Here is a 16,665-nt window from a genome sequence, read left to right as displayed (position 1 = left end):
GCGCGCGGCCAGAACGCGCTGGTGGCTGCCGGCCGCATAAGCGTCCATGGCGGCGCGGTCGATGCCGAAACGGGTGGCCACGTTTTCTGCCGTCTGGCCCATCGACAGGCCCACCACCGGGTCGGTCAACCCCTTGAGCAAGCCGATGACAGGCGCCAGGTTCTTCAGCTTGAAGCCGCGCAGCGCGGCCAGCTTGGCGCCGATGCCGCGCGCCGCATACCAGCCGGACAGCCAGCGCACCATGTCGTCGGAAAACAGCAGCGGGGCGCGGGACAAGGCGTCGGTGCCGCCAGCCAGCACCAACTGCGAACGGCCGGTTTGAATATTGGCGATGCCGGAATCCAGGGCCTGCATGCCGGATGCGCAGTTGCGCATCACGGTCCATCCGGGCACGTGGTTGCCGCAACCCAGGCGCAGCGCAATCACGCGGCCGATGTTGATCTCGTCGGGCGATGGCGCGGCGCAACCGATGATGACTTCGTCCAGATCGGTGGGGGCGTAGGGTTGGCGCAGCAGCAGGGCGCGGCCAGCTTGCAGGGCCAGGTCTCCGGCCGAAAACGGGCCGGGGCCGGTGCGGGCTTTCAGAAAGGGCGTGCGGGCCCCATCAACGACGTAAACCGGTTTGAATGCCATCGGTTTCCTCCGTCAGGCGACCTTGCGTTCGGCGGCGGGCCGGTCGGCCTGCGCCTTGCCCAGGTCAAAGGGGAAATCATCCACTTGCACCACGGTATCGCGCAAGCTGTTGCGGTGTTTGACCACGGCGTACTCTTCGGCGGTGATGCCGCCGGCCGCGTAGGCGGCGTCGGCGATGTCGCGCACGTTGGCTTGCGGATTGCCTTGCAGGGCGCCGCGCTTTTCAAGTTCGCGGATCTTGGCTTCGATGGGCTCGGCGGCAAGCGTGGCCGCCAACGCCAGTTCGATGGCGCCCACGGGCTCGTCGGCGGTGGCGGGCAAGTGGCAGCCCGAGGTCAGGCGGTCGCGCGTGGCGCTGGGGGCGATCAACAGCCGCGCCACGTCCTGGCCCAGCGCGTCTGACGGCGGCGTTTGCGTGCGGCCCCACGGGAAGATCAGCCGCGCCAAGGTCCAGGCCACGAAACGGTTGGGCGTGTTTGCCAGCACGCCATCAAAGGCTTCCTGCAACTTGAACAGCGCGTCCTGGATCGACCAGTGCGCCAGCGGCGCATCGGCGGCCTGACGGCCTTCATCTTCAAAGCGCTTGAGTGTGGCGCTGATCAGGTACATCTGCGAAAGCACGTCGCCCAAGCGCGCCGACAGGCGTTCGCGGCGCTTCAGGCTGCCGCCCAGCACCAGCATCATCGAGTCGGCCAGCAGCGCGAAAGCGGCGGAATAACGGCTAAGCAGCGGGTAATAGGCCTTCATGTCGGGCGCGACGTCGGCGTTCACGGCAACAAAGCGCGCGCCGGTCAGCGCGGTGCCCAGGGTACGCAACGTATTCTTGGCCACGAAGCCGACGTGACCCCAGAATGCGCGGTCGAAGTCGTCCAGCCCCTGTTTGGCGTTGGGCGACTGCGCCGCCTGCATTTCAGCCAGCACGTAGGGATGGCAGCGAATCGCGCCTTGTCCAAAAATGATCAGGCTGCGCGTCAGGATGTTGGCGCCTTCGACGGTGATGCCGATGGGAATCTGCTGATACGCGCGGCCCAGGAAGTTGTTGGGGCCCAGGCAGATGCCCTTGCCGCCGATCACGTCCATGCCGTCGTTGACGACCTGGCGGGCGCGTTCGGTCACATGGTATTTGACGATGGCGGACACAACGGACGGTTTCTCGCCCAGGTCCACGGCGCCCGCCGTCATGCTGCGCGCGGCATCCATCATGTAGGTGTGGCCGCCGATACGCGCCAGCGCTTCTTCCACGCCTTCGAACTTGCCCACGGGCATGCGGAACTGGCTGCGCACGCGGGCATAGCCGCCCACGGCGCGCGCCGTCAGCTTGGACATGCCGGTGTTGGAAGACGGCAGCGAAATCGATCGGCCGGCCGCCAGGCATTCCATCAGCATGCGCCAGCCCTGGCCGGCCATGGCCGGGCCGCCGATGATGAAGTCCAGCGGCATGAAGACGTCGGTGCCGCGCGTCGGGCCGTTCATGAACATCGCGTTCAACGGGAAGTGGCGGCGGCCGGTGTCCACGCCGGGATGGTCGTGCGGCACCAACGCGCAGGTGATGCCCAGGTCTTTCTTGCCGCCCAGCAGGCCATCGGGGTCGTACAGGCGGAACGCCAGCCCCAGCAGCGTGCAGACCGGGGCCAGCGTGATGTAGCGCTTGTCCCAGGTGACGCGCATCCCGATCACTTCGCGGCCTTGCCATTCGCCCTTGCAGACGATGCCGCTGTCGGGAATGGCCGCGGCGTCCGAACCAGCCCAGGGGCTGGTCAACGCAAAGGCCGGCACCTCGTCGCCACGCGCCAGGCGCGGCAGGTAGTGGTTTTTCTGTTCGTCGGTGCCGTAGTGCAGCAGCAGTTCGGCCGGGCCCAGCGAGTTCGGCACCATCACCGACACGGCCAGCGCCGACGAGCGCGTCGACAGCTTGGTCACGATTTCGGAATGGGCATAGGCCGAGAAGCCCAGGCCGCCGTATTCCTTCGGGATGATCATGCCCAGGAAACCCTGGGACTTCAGATAGGTCCACACGTCCGCCGGCAGGTCGTAGCGTTCCTGTGTGACGCTCCAGTCATTGACCATGCGGCAGGCCTGCTCGGCCTGGACGTCCAGGAACTGCTGTTCGGCATCGGTCAGGCGCGGGCGCGGGTAGGCCAGCAGACGGCTCCAGTCCGGGCGGCCGCGAAACAGTTCGCCTTCCCACCAGACCGTGCCGGCTTCCAGGGCGTCGCGTTCGGTGTCGGACATCTGCGGCAGCACCTTGCGGTACAGATTGAAGATGGGCGCCGACAGCAGCGCCCGCCGCAGTGGCCGCACGCCCAGCACGATGGCGGCAAGCACCGCGATGACGACTAGCGTGAGGATGACTGCGGACATGTCTTTGTCTCCGTAATGGGTGTTCTGGTCGGTCTGGTTCTAATTCCGAGGATGCCGATGCCGATGTCGGCTAGGCGCCCGCCACCGGCGGCAGCGGGGCGCGCAAGCCGCCCAGCAGGAAGCTCATCAGGCGGGGCAACAGCAGGTCGGGGTTGTCGGGTTGTTCGGCTTCGTCGATCTGCCAGCCCGTGACGGAACGCAGCAGGTCGGTGCCGATGATGGCGTACGACGTGGCGCCCAGCATGAACTGGAAGCGCCACACGATTTCGGCCTTGGGCACATCGGGCAGCGCGGCAAACAGGGCATTGCGGTAGCGCTCGAGCACGTCGGCGTATTCCTCCGCGAACAGGGCGCGGATGAAATCGGACGGCTCGGTCATGGTGCGTTCCAGCAGCGGCAGGAAGGTGCTGCCGGCTTGGGCCGGGTCAGCGGCCAGGCGCAGCAGCGTGCCGAAAAAAGCGTCGACGATCTGCGACGGCTTGAGCGGCTTGCCTTCGGATTGCGCCTCAAGTTCGTCCAACAGGCGCAGGCGCTCGCGGTTCAGGACTTCCAGCCGCCGTTTCAGCACCGCCTGCACGAGTGACTCTTTCGAGCCGAAGTGATAGTTCACCGAGGCCAGATTGACGCCGGCCGCGCCGGTGATCTGGCGCATCGAGGTGCCCTCGTGGCCTTGCTGCGCAAACAGCGCTTCGGCGGTGTCCAGGATGGATTCGCGGGTAGTGGGAGTTCTGATTTCTTGCATAAGGTTGAATTCAAACGTTCGTTTAAAAATCATTATGCGTTAGCGAAGAATGAGAAGCGAGCCTCGGCTATCCCCAATAGGGTTTACCCCTAACGTGCGCCTGCAACATCCCTTGAGCACTAGGTGGCGAGCTTGTTGCACCGGGTCAGCTAGACCAGAAGGATGAGCTGACGCACGCACTTGCATGAGCGCGCCTCGGCCGCCGGCACGATCCTGAACCGTTCGTCCTCGGACGGCCGACCTAGGATGAATGTGGTCTGGAAGGCAGGGGCAAAACGCCGCAGTATCAGCGCGAGGACTCAATTGCGTTGTACCGGCGATGCAAGGGGCTCGCCCGCGCACCAGGCCGGTGCGCTCGCCCTAGACGCCCTGACACAGGAGCGGGACATATGAAAACCTACCGAGTGGGACTGTTGGTTGACGGGTATGAGCAACCCGGCTGGATGCATGAGATGGTGGATTGGCTCGTCCATAGTCAGGATTTCGACATCTCGGCCTTACTGGTGATGAACGCCGAGGCGACGTCGGCGGCGCCGCGCCTGGCCGTCAGGGCATTGTTCGGGACGCTGTCGCGCTTCGAGGGCCGGATGCTGCCGGCCAAGCAACGCCAGATGCTGTCGTGCGCCGATTTGCGCAAGAGCATGCCGTCCCCGTCAGTGCCGGTGCTGCCGCTGGAAGCGGGGCAGGCCGCGCCGGGGGCCCAGGAGGCGGTGACGGCTTTGGGGCTGGACCTGGTCATCACGCTGGGTTCGTCATGCGCGGCCCGTGAGCAAATGGCCGAGTGGGCGCGCTTGGGGGTCTGGCAGTTGAGCTATTCGGATATTGCCGTGTCGACCAGCCGCTACGCCGGTTTCTGGGAGGTCTTTCAGCGCGAGGATCACACGACCGTCAAACTCTGGCGGATCGGCGCGGCGGCCGAGCAGGATGAACTGCTGGACCAGCGCAGTTTCAATACGGAAGTGTTCTGGTTGAAGAATCAGGCCCGCGCTTTCAGCCTGGGAAATTTCATGGTCTACGACGCCTTGCAGGCCCTGGCGCGCGCCCGCCAGAGCGAGCCGGCGCCCGACATGCAGATCATGAGCGGCCCGCGCCGGGCCGACCCCGGGGAGTGGGACAGCGCGGCGTATATTGCGCGCCAGGCGTGGTTAATGTCGGATTTGATTGTGCGGCGCATCATGAAGCGCAATGTGCGTTGGCGGATTGGTATGTTTCCGTCATCCCGGCAACAGGCGGTGGTATCCGAAGCCATGGTGCTGCAACCTCCCAAAGGTAGGTTCTTCGCAGATCCGTTTGTTTATACGCACGATAAAAAACCATATATATTTTTTGAAGATTACGACTTCACTTCACGGAAGGGCACGATTTCGGTCGCGACCTACTCCGACGGGGCTTTCCGACTGTTGGGCACTGCCTTGAACCTGCCTTATCACCTGTCGTTCCCGTATATTTTTGAACACGACGGTGTGACCTACATGGTTCCGGAAACGTGCGGAAATCGCAGTATTGAATTATGGAAATGCACTGAATTTCCCCTGAAATGGGAGCTCGATGTCACGTTAATGACCAATATATCCGCCGTGGATACCATTATTTTTAAACACGGAGAATATTGGTGGTTATTAACGAATATCGATAGAACAGACGGCCAAAGCCATTGCGATGAATTATTCGCGTTCTTCTCGGATTCGCCGCGCTCGACCGAGTGGACGCCGCACGCCTGCAACCCCATCGTGCGCAACCCGATGCGCGCCCGCAACGCGGGGATCGTTGTCTCGCCTAGCGGAGAGGTGATCCGCTGTGCCCAGTACCAGGGCTTTTGCCACTACGGCAAGGGCGTGTCGCTGAACCGTATCGAAGAGCTGACACCATCCACGTATGTGGAAACGGATGGCGAAATTCACTACGCCAGCTTTTTACGCAAGCGTCATGCTTCAATGCACCATTGGCACCATCAGGGGGGTCATACCGTATTTGACTTCGCCTATATGGAGTAAATGAAGCCCGGCGCGCCAAAATAAAAATGTTACCTATATTTCGATTCGATGATCCGGAGCGGGCAGGGGTGTGTCCGCGGAAACATATCGAAAGTTCTTCGGTGCAGATTTCGGCATATCGGCCGCCACGGGCCCGCGACCCGCTGCGGCTTTTTTGCTGCCCGCTTTTGGTCCAAATCGTTACCATTCAAGCCTTTCGGGGCAGGGCCTCATAGGGGGCGACCGCCCGGGTGCCTGGGAAAGCTGGTGAAAACCCTAGCGGTAGAAAGGCGGAGGGACAGCTCTCATCCATATTTACGAGAGTGATTAAGGCTAACGAATGATTTCTGTTTTTATCGGATTATATCGCCCTGAAACGTCTTGATTTTGAAGGTTTCGAACCATAAGATGGGTCCATGCCATCCGTTATGTTGGCTACCAAAGTTGCCCAGCCCAAATGCCCCGGTCCAGCTTCATTAGATATTCCGGGATATTGCGGACCACCCCCGCGGGGCTGGAAAAAAAATAGTCTTCAGCACAGCGAAGATCCCTTCTAGGCCCGTCGAAAAACCGGGAGGACACCATGGCCAAGATGGTCCTGATTGAAGCCCATCCGCTACTGCGGTTGGGGTTGTGGCAGATACTCAGCAAGTTGGACGATGTGTGGGAAATCGAGGGTATGGGCTTGGCGGACTTGTCCAAGGCCGATGGCGCGCACGCTGGCGCCGATCTCTTGATCTATGGGTTGCCGGTGGATACCGATGAAGCATGGAGCGCGCTGCATGAAATTCAGCGTGTTCTGACGCCCAAGCGGATTCTGCTGTTGACGGACGTGATGCCGTTGCCGATGCCGGTGCAAGGCTTGCCCGGCGCTAGTGTGTATGGCTGCTTGATGAAGACGGCTTCGGTCGAGATTCTGGAAGCCGCGATTCGCCTGGTCATGGCCGGCGGTCAGTGCTTCCCCAGCGAGCAGGCATTGCAAGCGCCTGCCTCGACGGTCTGCGCGCTGCCGCCACGTGATGGCGACGACGCTTCCAGCAAGGGCTCCATGCCGGTCAGCGCCGGTGCGCAGCTGCTTCAGATCACGCCGCGTCAGTACGAAGTGCTGGTGTTGCTGGCCAGGGGGTATCCGATCAAGACGGTCAGCCGCATGCTGAACATCTCGGTTGCTACCGCAAAGACGCATGCTTGCACGCTTTACCAGCGTCTGCATGTCAAGAACAAGGGCGAAGCCGTATACGCAGCGCTGCAACGCGGCGCAACCTTGGAATGGCATGAGCCCAATGGCAGGGAATCGGACGCCGGGCAGATCTATGGGCGCAAGCTTGGGTAGTAATGGGCGCGCCGCCTGCCCGGCAGCCAGGAACAGGTCTGTTCTGTTGCTGCCGGGTTCGCCCCTCCATCCCGCCTAAGTCATACATCGCAGTACCCGCAGACATTTCGGATGCGGCTTTCCTCCTCCAATCATCCTCCTGAACGAGATTCAGCGAACAGTGCCGCTGATAGCATGGGTTGTGTCCGCAAGCATGGGTCGAGAGCGCGAATCACAACGCCTCGCAATCGCGACCCAATAGCGCGGACAAGATTCCCTTGGGGCTGGCGCCGCACATAACCTGCCATCGCAGCGTGATGCGCCGACGCCATGGGAACCGTGAATGGGCCATGTGTCACAAGGTTCTCCCCGGGATGACAACCGTACTGATCGAAGACTACGCTCTGCTTCGCGTCGCGATCCAGCATGTGCTGGAGCGCGTACGGAACGCCGACGACATCCTGGCAATATCGCCAGCTCACCTCCTTAACATGTCCAGTTCGATCAACCGCCCAGTCGAGTTGCTGGTGATCGGTTGCAGCGGCGTTGCGGAACAGGACATCGGGCTTATCTCGCAGGCCATGGCCTTCTTCATGCCCAGGCTGGTACTGGTGCTGTATTCCGTGCTGGACCCCGCCGTGATGGGGGCGTGTGCGCGGGCAGGCGTGGCCGGTTATCTGCCCAAGGCTTCCAGCCCAGACGCGCTGGCCGCCGCCGTCAGCCTGGTGGTGGCGGGGGGCGAATGCTATCCGCAACCGGCCGGACGGCCCCAAGGCGTGGCGCAGGCGCCCATGCAGGAATTGCGTGAACTGACACAGCGCCAGGAAGAGATTCTTCAACTGTTGGTGCAAGGCAAGACCATGCGCGAGATCGGCCAGCATGTCGGCATATCCGTGGCCACGGTCAAGAGCCACGCGCGCACGCTGTACTGGAAGTTGAATGCGCGCAACCAGGCCGAGGCCGCCTACATCGCGGTGCAGATGGGCCTGGTGCGTAGCGGCGGCCCGCCGCCCACCCCGAAGAAGGATGGGCCGGGCTAAGGGGCGCCGGCCCCTTGCAGGCCACGCCTGTCGGCCGGGGTAACGCCCGGCCGTTTCTTTGGCCGCTGCCGGAAAGCGCGCAAGCAAAGCCTACGCAAAGCAAAAGCAAAGCAAAATAAAAAAACGGTAGGGATCCATCGATCTCTACCGTTCATTCAACGCTTGGATCCTCCACGCGGGTAGCCGTTACCGTTCACCCTCGCGCGGGACCACATCCACCGTTGGCGCCGGCGCCGCTGCCGTCGTTGCGCGCTTGCCCACCACCTTGGCGAACTCCCGTTCAGCCGCCGCCAGCACCGCATCCACGTGCAGGTGGGTCAGCGCGTACTGGCGCGCGTTGGCGCCCAGCGTTTCGCGGATCTGCGCGTTGTAGCTCAGCTTGCGCACCGCCTCCGCCATGGCCTCGGCGTCCTCGGGCGGCGTCAGCAGCCCGCAGCGCGCCACCACACCGGCAAGCTCGGTGCCCGGCGCCGCGCCGCACACCACCGGGCGGCCGCTGGCCAGCATGCCGGTCAGCTTGGACGGCATCACCAGATCGGCCGCGCCCGCGCGTTGCGGCAGCAGATGAATATCGGCCGTGTTCAGCAGCGCGCCCAGCCGATCGGCCGGCTGCAAGTCCAGAAAGCGCACGCGGGGCAGGCCCTGGCACGCCGCTTCCAATGGCGCGCGCTCGGGCCCCTGACCGCAAAAGATGAACCACAGGCGGCTTTCGCGGCCCAGGCGCCGCGCCACGTCGGCCAGCGTCTGCAAGCCTTGCTTGCCGCCCATGTTGCCCGAATACAGCGCCACGATCGCGTTCGCGGGTATGCCCAGTTGCGCACGGTAATCCCCACCTTGCGCGCGCGGTGTGATGGCGTCGACGTCGATCCAGTTCGGCAGCAGCACCGCGCGATCAGGTTCGACTCCCTTGGCCAGGGCCAGGTCCAGCATGCGATTCGAAATGGTGGACACGCGATCAAAGCGCCGCATCAGCCAGCGCTCGCCCCGCTTGACCAACGCGCGCAGGCCCGCTCCCTTGAGCAGGCCCAGTTCAAAGGCCGCGTCGACCTCGTAATCTTGAATGTGCAGCCACGCGCGCGCGCCACACAGCCGCGCCGTGATCCATGCCGCGGGCGCGCAGAACAGCGCCGGTTCCACCACCAGGATCAGGTCCGGCCGGCCCGCTGCCGCGCGCAGCAGCGATGGCAGGCTGGACACCGCGAAGCTGGCCAGATGGATCAACCGCTTCAGGCCGCCGGGGCGCGCGGGCACCCACAGCGGCGCACGCCGCACGGTCACGCCGCGCCGCTCTTCTTTGCGATAGCGGCCGGCGCGGTAGCCGTCGTGCACCTGCCACTGCGGGTAGTAGGGCGGGGCGGTCACCACGCTGACCTCGTGCCCATGCGCGGCCAGCCACTCGGCCAGCTCGGCGCTGTACTTGCCGATGCCGGTCAGTTCGGGCGCGTAGTTGATCCCGTAGATCAGAATTTTCATGGTGCCGTCGCCATGCGCGGGCGCACCGGGCGGCAGGGATTGCCATGGCACACCATTGCCGCCGGCATATTGCGAAACACGGAACTGCGCGCGCCCACCACCGCTTCACGGCCGATGGTTACGCCCGGCCCCACGAAAACATCGGTGGCGACCCACGCGCCGTCTTCCACGCGCACCGCGCGTTCGCGCAGGGGAAAGTCGGGCTGGCCGGCGTCGTGGTCGGCGGCGCACAGGTAGCTGCGCTGCGACACCACGGCGTGGGCGCCGATGTGGATGGGGCCCAGGCTGTACAGCACCGCGTCGTCGCCGATCCAGGCGTAATCGCCGATTTGTACTTTCCACGGGTACGTCACCGTGGCCGTCGGCCGGATCAATACCTTCTTGCCCACCTGCGCGCCGAAGCAGCGCAGCAGCCAGCGCCGAAACCCATACGCCACCTGGGGCGACCACCGAAACAGCGTGGCCTGCACGGTCCACCACAGCTGCACCGGCAGCGCGGAGCGGCCACGCTGGCCGGGGGCCAGCGCAAAGCGGTCCAATTGCTGAAGCGCGCTCATTTGGCGGCCCCCGGCACGGCGTCCGCTTGCGTTCCGTTGGCGCGCGCCAGGCGGGCCTTTTGCAGTTCTTCGGTCTTGATGCGGATCTGCCAGTAGTACATGGCGCGCGCCACCGCGTAGTCATAGCCCGCCTTGCCGTCCAGGAAACCCAGGCGGAACACATACGAGTGCAAGAACGAGATCGGTGCCTTGAACGGCATGGCCTGGAAAATACGCTTGAGCAATGCGCGCGCGCCCACGTTGGCTTCACGCGGATCGTTCATCAGGCCCTTGGTGCGCAGGTTGGCTTCCCAATCCGAATAGCGGTTGTGCTTGTCGAAATAGTGAAACAGGGAATCGTGGTCGTTGTGCACCATGCGCTGGCGCAGCGCAAAGGTCTCGCCCTTGACCTGCGGCTGGTAGTGGCCTTCCACTTCCCACATGTGCGCCACGTCCAGGTCGTCGTAATCCAGAAAGCGCGATTGGTCGCGCGCCAGCAGCGCCAACTTGTAGACGCGGTGGCCGTGCACCAGCTTCTTGCCGCAGAACACGTAATCGAAGGGCACGAACGCGCCGCCCGCGCCCGCTGCGAAACGCGGCAGCACCTCGCGGATTTCGGCGGCGAGCTGCGGCGTCATTTCTTCGTCCGCGTCCACGTACAACACCACCGGGTGCGAGAAGGGCAGTTGCTCCAGGCACCACTGCTTTTTCTTCGGGTACTTGCCGTTCCACTGAAAATTGGAAACGCGCGCGCCCAGGGCGGTGGCCATCGCGCAGGTGGCGTCGGTGCTGTTCGAGTCCACCACGAACACTTCATCGAACTCCACCAGCGCCTTCAGGCACTTGGCGATGTTGCGCTCTTCGTTCTTCGTCATGACAACCACGGATACCGGTATTTTCTGCATGATGCTGTCCTGTTCAGGGCGTGCCGCGTTGCATCAGCGGCTGGAATAGCGCGATGACGTTGCGGCAGTGCCGCTCTAGGGAAAAGGCGTCGGCGCGTTCGGGGCCTTGCGCGGCCAGTTGCTCGCGCATCTTGGCGTCGTAGGCCAGCCGGCGCACGGCGTCGGCCAAGGCCGCCGCGTCGCCCACCGGCACCAGCAGCCCGTAGCGCCCGGCGTCCAGAATCTCGGCGGGGCCATGCGGACAGTCGGTGGAGATCACCGGCACGCCCAGGCACAAGGCTTCCACCAGCACGTTGCCGAAGCTCTCGCGGATGGACGTCAGCACAAAAGCGCCGGCGCTGGCGATGACGGGGAACGGGTTGTCGATGTGGCCGGCCAGCGTGACGGGGCTGCGCGAGGGGCGCTCGTCGATACGCTTTTGCAGCGCGTCGTGCTCGGACCCTTCGCCCAGGATGGTGAAGGCGATGCCCGGGTCGTCCAGCAAGGCGGCCGCATCCACCAGCGTGGCATAGTCCTTCACGGCTTCCAGACGGCCCACCGCCACCACGTGATAAGGCGCGGCAGCGTCGCCTTGCGTGCGCTGCGCGCCTTGGCGGCGCACGTTGTCCAGCGGCACGCCGTTATAGATGGTGTGGACCTTGCCGCGCAGCGGCGGAAACATGCTGACCAGGTCTTCCTTGACGCCGCGCGACACGCCCACCACCGCGTCGTGGCGCCGATACGTCTGGCTGACCAGCCAGCACTTCAGGCGCCGCATTTTTGACGCGCCGTAATGAATGGCCGGGCTGCTGTGCTCGAACGCCACGGTGCGAAACGTGCCGCCCAGTATCTTGCGGGCCAGCACCACCAGCATGTTGCACAGCAATCCGTGCGAACACACGATGGCCGGCTTGTCGCGGCGGATCTGCGCCAACAGGCGCATGAACGCCACGGGCAGCATCAGCCGCAGCTTGGTGGGCGATTCAATGATGGGCAGGGCGCGCGTCACCTTCGGGTTGGCGACGGGGTATTCGCGGTTGCGCGAACGCAGCAGGAACAGGCCCGAATCAACGCCCTGTTCCGGCAGGGCATCCACGATGAAGGCAACGCATCTACCGACGCCGCCGTGCAAGTCTGGCGCGACAAACAAGACATCAGGCATGAGGAATCACTCGAGGTGGCGTCCGGCGCACGGCATCCGGACGGTGGCTGGGGGATAGCGGGGAACGGGGCGCGTCCGCGCGGGGCACGGGCATGATCTGCGCATTGCGCATCAGCGACAGGCAATAGCACAACAGGAAGCCGGTGAACGCGGTCTTGGGCGCATAGGCCAGCCCACCGGACAGGGAATCGATGAAGATGTAGATGGGCGCCGTGGCCAGCAGGTAGCGCCGGTGCATTTCCAGGCCGGGATGCGCGTATCGCCGCAACAGCGTCAGCAGCAATATCAACAGCGGCGGCAGCATGATCATGATGGTGCCGACCACGCCGAACTTCATCAGGTAGAAGGCCCAGGAGTTATGCGCGAACGTGCTCAGTTCAAAGCCGTTTTCGCCCATGACCCAGCTGCGAAAGCCCGCGCCCTTGCCGAACACGGGGCTTTCGGCAAAGTAGTCCATCTGCCCCTGCATTTCCTGGATGCGCGCGCCGTAGCTGGAATCTTCGTCCAGCTTTTCCACGCTGAAGATGCGGTTGGTCAGCACGTCCAGGTAGCCGATGCTGGCAAACACCAGCACGCCCGCAACGGCGGCGGGGGCGAAGATCAGCACCGCGCGCCGGCGCAGTTCGGGGCCCGTGCCCAGCAGCACGGCAATCACCACCGACACCGCCAGTTGCAGGTACTGGCTGCGGTTCAGCGAAAACACCAGTGCCAGCAGCATGTACAGCGTCAACGCATAGGCTTTGGGACCGGACACGTTCAAGGTGCGCCGGAACGTCAGCAGCGACACCACGCCAAACGGAATGGCCCACACGCCCAGCCGCACGTTGCGCAGCGGGTTCGATACGCTGAACCCCTGCAACTGTTCCAGCAGCATCAGCGTGGCCACCGCCAGGCAGGCCGCCACGATGTACTTTTGCAGCACGGCGTAGGCGGCCGGGCTATCGATGTCCTTGTAGCAAAGGAACGGCGTGCACAAGAAGTAGAAGACGATGCGCAGGTCGCGCGCCACGTCGCCGGTTTCAATGCCGGGGTGGTGCATGGACACCAGCAGCAGATAGATTACCGACATGGCCTGCAAGCCCAGCAGCGCGCCAAGCAGGCCGCGGGGCAGGGCGTAGGCGCTGGGCTCGGCCAGCCGCAGCGCCTTGACGGCCAGCATGGCCACGAACAGCACATCGAAGGGCGACAGCTTGAAGCTGCCCACGCCCAGGATGAAGCGGTCGTCGTTCAGGGCCAGCGCGGTGAAGGCGAACAGGCCCAGCAGGTGCAAAGTGGATAAGCGGCGGTGCGGGCACATGTCGGCGTCGTCCTAGTGCGCGGCCCAGTCGTCGCGTCCGAAAATCTTGGTGGTCAGCTTTTCGAACAGGTAAGACAAGTCGCCCTGGCGCGCGTGCGCGGCCACCTTGGACGCGCGGCATGACAGTTCGAATAGCTTGCCCAGGCCCGGTTCGGTGCGCCGGATGCGCGTGACGATCTGCTCGCGCTCTTCCAGCAGCACGTCCTGCATCAGCGCCGTTTTGGTTTCGTCATGCGCGGTGTAGACGCCCAGCGCGTCCGGCACGATCAGGTTCTTGCCTTCGCGCAGCAGCCGGCTCCACAGTTCCAGGTCCATGCAGTAGCGCATGCTTTCCTGCAACAGCCCGTACTTGCGCAGCAGGTCGCGGCGGAAGATGGCCGACTGGTTGGGTATGGACGCCTTCACCACCGTCAGCGTGCCGCGATTGACGGGCGTGTAGTGGATCTTGCGAAAGATGTGGTTGTTGGCATCGGCCACGAACAGGTTGCCGCTGACGATCGGCGCGCGGCCCCGTGCGGCCGCGGCGCCCAGCTTGCGCAAGGCACCGGGGAAATACAGGTCGTCGGAATTCTGCCAACCGACATAGTCGCCCGTGGCGCGTTCGAAGCCCTTGTTGATGGCATGGGACTGGCCCCGGTCCGGGGTGCTTTCCCAGTACGTCAGGTAGCGCTCGTACTTGCGGATGATGTCCACGCTGCCATCGGTCGAGCCGCCGTCGATGATGATGTATTCCAGACGCGGATACCCCTGGTTCAGCACCGACAGGATGGTGCGCTCCAGGAACTTGGCCTGGTTGAACGAGGGGGTCACGATGGTCACCTTGGGCAACAGGCCGCCGGCGATCGGCGCGGGCGGACGCAGCTCGCGGACGAAGTCGATGAGCTGACGTGAATACTCGTTATGACGATTGCGCATGTAAGACCTCAGCATGTAGGTGTTATCGGGTGGCCGCTGGCAACGCGCCCGGAAATTCGGGGCGGGATTGACGGATGGCGAGGGCCACGCCGGCCAGCGTGATCGCCGCATACGCCATGCGGCCCCACGCCGCGGCGTGTTCGCCCGCCGCGTGCACAAGGCCCGCCATGACACACAGCATCGCCAGTCCGCCCAACCCGTTCAGGATGGCGACGGCGCGGGAATTGCCCAGCCCCAGCAAAGAAAAGTGGGCCGCGGCGTTCAACGACAGCAGCCCGGAGGCCACGATCAACAATTGGAAAGTCCCCAGGTGGCCGGCCGCCACGTTGTCGCCCAAGAGCAGGTTCAACAAGGGATGGCTGACGGCCAGCACGGCCAGCGTGGCGGTGGCGGACAGCACCAGGTTCCATCCCATCATGCGGCGGATCTCGCGTTCGACGGCGCCCGCGTAAGGCGGCGACACCGACAGGCGCGTCACGCGCGGCATGGCTTTCTGGAAGATGGCCACCGACGCGGTGTGGATGATCTGCCCCACCTGCACGCCCACGGTGTAGATGGCCAGCGCGGCCGGGCCCATCATGCTGCCCACCAACACGCGGTCGACCGATCCGAAGGCCAGCGCGCTAAGGCTGTTCAGCCATGACCAGCGTGAAAACTTGAAGGCGTCCATCATGGCGCCCCGATCGCGCACCGGCCGCACCAGCACATGGCCGTAGGTGCGCGAGAACACGCGCATCTTCACGCTGCCCGCCACCAGCAGCCCCAGCGCCTGCGCCAGGCCGGTGTAGGTGGGCGATGCGGTCATCCAGGCGGTGGCGCAGGCCAGCGCCATCGTGCCGCTGCGGCTGAAGACCTCGCACAGCGCGGTGGCGCGAAAGTCCTCTCGGCCTTTCAGGCAGCCCGAAAACAATTGGTCGTACTGCTGCGTCAGGTAGATGGCCAGTGCCGGCAAGGCCAGCAGCGTGACGGCCACGCCGCCGAACGTGGCGGCCGGCCAGGCCAGCCCCACCACCGCCCACAACAACACGGCGGCCAGCGTCACCACGCCCAGCGCGCAGCCGATCAGCGACATGCTGACCCCCGCCGCGCGATAGGCGCCGCCGGGCTCGTGCATCCGCTCGGACACCAGCTTGGTGGCGGTTACGGCCGCGCCCAGGTTGGCGGCGTTGCCGAAGCCGGCCAGCGCGATGATCATCGAGTACTGGCCAAAGCCCACCGTGCCCAACTGCCGAAACAGGATGGGCAGCGCGATCAGCGCGGCGACCGGGCCGATACCGTATTCCACCAGCCCCCAGAAGGAGGCGTTGCCGGCGATGTGTTTCCTGACGAATCCAAACATCGGGGATGCCTGTGGTGAGTGCTGGCGCGGCCGTCAGGCCACGGGCAGCGCCGATTGGGGTTGATCCGCGCGTTCACGCAGGAAGTGCTGGTAGGCCAGCGCGATGCCGTCCGTCAACGACACGGCGGGTTGCCAGCCCAGCGCCGTCACGCGCGACGAATCCATCAGCTTGCGTGGCGTGCCGTCGGGCTTGCCGGTGTCGTAGACGATGCGGCCTTGATAGCCGACCACGCGCGCCACCAGCGCCGCCAGGTCCGCGATGCTGATGTCCTTGCCGGCGCCGATGTTGTAGATGCCCTCGGCGTCGGGGTGTTCCATCAGCATCACGCAGGCCTTGGCCAGATCGTCCACGTACAGGAACTCGCGCAGCGGCGTGCCCGTGCCCCAGATCGTCACGCTGTCCTGACCGGCTTCGCGGCCTTCATGGAACTTGCGGATCAGCGCCGGCAGCACGTGGCTGCTGTGCAGGTCGTAGTTGTCGTGCGGGCCGTACAGGTTGGTCGGCATGGCGCAGATGAAGCGCGCGCCGTATTCGCGCTGATAGGCTTCGCACAACTTCAGGCCCGCGATCTTGGCGATGGCGTAGGGTTCGTTGGTGGCTTCCAGCGGGCCGGTCAGCAAGGCGTCTTCGCGGATCGGCTGGGGCGCCTCGCGCGGGTAGATGCATGACGAACCCAGGAACAGCAGCTTGCGCACACCGGCCGCATACGCGGCGCGGATCACGTTGCACTGGATCATCAGGTTCTTGTACAGAAAGTCGACCGGATGATTCTGGTTGGCCAGGATGCCGCCGACCTTGGCGGCGGCCAGGTACACCACATCGACCGGCGTGGTCGAAAAGAAGCGGTGCACCTGGTTCTGGTTTTCCAGGTCCAGCTCGGCCCGGCTGCGGGTCAGCACGTTGGGGTAGCCGCGGCGTTGCAGTTCGCGGGTGATCGCCGCGCCCACCATGCCGCGATGGCCCGCCACGAACACGCGTTGGTCCAGGTTCGTCATGG

Annotated in this window: 14 protein-coding genes; 3 read left to right on the top strand and 11 right to left on the bottom strand. The window is 64.5% G+C overall.

Annotated features, from left to right (window positions below; genetic code table 11):
• The 3 genes from ACNPP0_RS28615 to ACNPP0_RS28605 all read right to left on the bottom strand — a co-directional run.
• Positions 1-633, bottom strand: a 633-nt coding sequence (locus ACNPP0_RS28615; RefSeq protein WP_448707787.1) for a thiolase family protein, incomplete at its 3' end; no start/stop codon positions are given.
• 12 nt (positions 634-645) lie between these two features.
• Positions 646-2,994, bottom strand: coding sequence for an acyl-CoA dehydrogenase (locus ACNPP0_RS28610; RefSeq protein ID WP_332611944.1), 2,349 nt, complete (start codon positions 2,992-2,994; stop codon positions 646-648).
• A 70-nt stretch (positions 2,995-3,064) separates the two neighbouring features.
• Positions 3,065-3,736, bottom strand: a complete 672-nt coding sequence (locus ACNPP0_RS28605; protein ID WP_332611946.1) for a TetR/AcrR family transcriptional regulator — start codon at positions 3,734-3,736, stop codon at positions 3,065-3,067.
• Positions 3,737-4,125: 389 nt separating this feature from the next.
• Here ACNPP0_RS28605 and ACNPP0_RS28600 point away from each other — a divergent pair, with 389 nt between their 5' ends.
• The 3 genes from ACNPP0_RS28600 to ACNPP0_RS28590 all read left to right on the top strand — a co-directional run bounded on the left by ACNPP0_RS28600 (position 4,126) and on the right by ACNPP0_RS28590 (position 8,061).
• On the top strand, positions 4,126-5,730 hold the full coding sequence (locus ACNPP0_RS28600) for a glucosamine inositolphosphorylceramide transferase family protein (RefSeq protein ID WP_332611948.1): 1,605 nt from the start codon (positions 4,126-4,128) through the stop codon (positions 5,728-5,730).
• 562 nt (positions 5,731-6,292) lie between these two features.
• Entirely contained in the window at positions 6,293-7,042 is a 750-nt protein-coding gene (locus ACNPP0_RS28595; protein WP_332611949.1) for a response regulator transcription factor, read from the top strand.
• 353 nt (positions 7,043-7,395) lie between these two features.
• The gene (locus ACNPP0_RS28590) at positions 7,396-8,061 is read left to right on the top strand and encodes a response regulator transcription factor (protein ID WP_332611951.1); all 666 of its coding nucleotides are present in this window, start codon (positions 7,396-7,398) and stop codon (positions 8,059-8,061) included.
• Positions 8,062-8,247: 186 nt separating this feature from the next.
• On the opposite strand, the gene ACNPP0_RS28585 is transcribed toward ACNPP0_RS28590, so the two are convergent.
• Genes ACNPP0_RS28585 through ACNPP0_RS28550 form a run of 8 tightly spaced genes read right to left on the bottom strand, consistent with a single transcriptional unit; the run spans position 8,248 to position 16,663 of the window.
• Positions 8,248-9,534 (bottom strand): glycosyltransferase WbuB, encoded by a 1,287-nt coding sequence (locus tag ACNPP0_RS28585; RefSeq protein ID WP_448707786.1) that lies wholly within the window; start codon positions 9,532-9,534, stop codon positions 8,248-8,250.
• Positions 9,531-10,091, bottom strand: coding sequence for a putative colanic acid biosynthesis acetyltransferase (locus tag ACNPP0_RS28580; RefSeq protein ID WP_448707785.1), 561 nt, complete (start codon positions 10,089-10,091; stop codon positions 9,531-9,533). The genes ACNPP0_RS28585 and ACNPP0_RS28580 overlap by 4 nt, the downstream gene beginning before the upstream one ends.
• Positions 10,088-10,975, bottom strand: coding sequence for a glycosyltransferase family 2 protein (locus tag ACNPP0_RS28575; protein ID WP_104144263.1), 888 nt, complete (start codon positions 10,973-10,975; stop codon positions 10,088-10,090). Before ACNPP0_RS28575 ends, ACNPP0_RS28580 begins: the two co-directional genes overlap by 4 nt.
• Positions 10,976-10,988: 13 nt before the next feature.
• The gene (locus ACNPP0_RS28570) at positions 10,989-12,116 is read right to left on the bottom strand and encodes a glycosyltransferase (protein WP_332611958.1); all 1,128 of its coding nucleotides are present in this window, start codon (positions 12,114-12,116) and stop codon (positions 10,989-10,991) included.
• A complete protein-coding gene (locus tag ACNPP0_RS28565; protein ID WP_448707784.1) occupies positions 12,109-13,413 on the bottom strand; it encodes an O-antigen ligase family protein in 1,305 nt (434 codons plus the stop codon). The genes ACNPP0_RS28570 and ACNPP0_RS28565 overlap by 8 nt, the downstream gene beginning before the upstream one ends.
• A 12-nt stretch (positions 13,414-13,425) precedes the next feature.
• Positions 13,426-14,328, bottom strand: a complete 903-nt coding sequence (locus ACNPP0_RS28560) for a glycosyltransferase family 2 protein (RefSeq protein ID WP_448707783.1) — start codon at positions 14,326-14,328, stop codon at positions 13,426-13,428.
• A 22-nt stretch (positions 14,329-14,350) separates the two neighbouring features.
• A complete protein-coding gene (locus tag ACNPP0_RS28555) occupies positions 14,351-15,667 on the bottom strand; it encodes an oligosaccharide flippase family protein (protein ID WP_120156372.1) in 1,317 nt (438 codons plus the stop codon).
• Between the two features lie 33 nt (positions 15,668-15,700).
• Entirely contained in the window at positions 15,701-16,663 is a 963-nt protein-coding gene (locus tag ACNPP0_RS28550; protein ID WP_332611963.1) for a GDP-L-fucose synthase family protein, read from the bottom strand.
• Positions 16,664-16,665 lie beyond the last annotated feature (2 nt).

It is taken from the genome of Achromobacter semiaridum, from assembly GCF_053543755.1.
The sequence above is the reverse complement of the archived record's forward strand: the minus strand, read 5'-3'. Positions and strand labels throughout refer to the sequence as shown.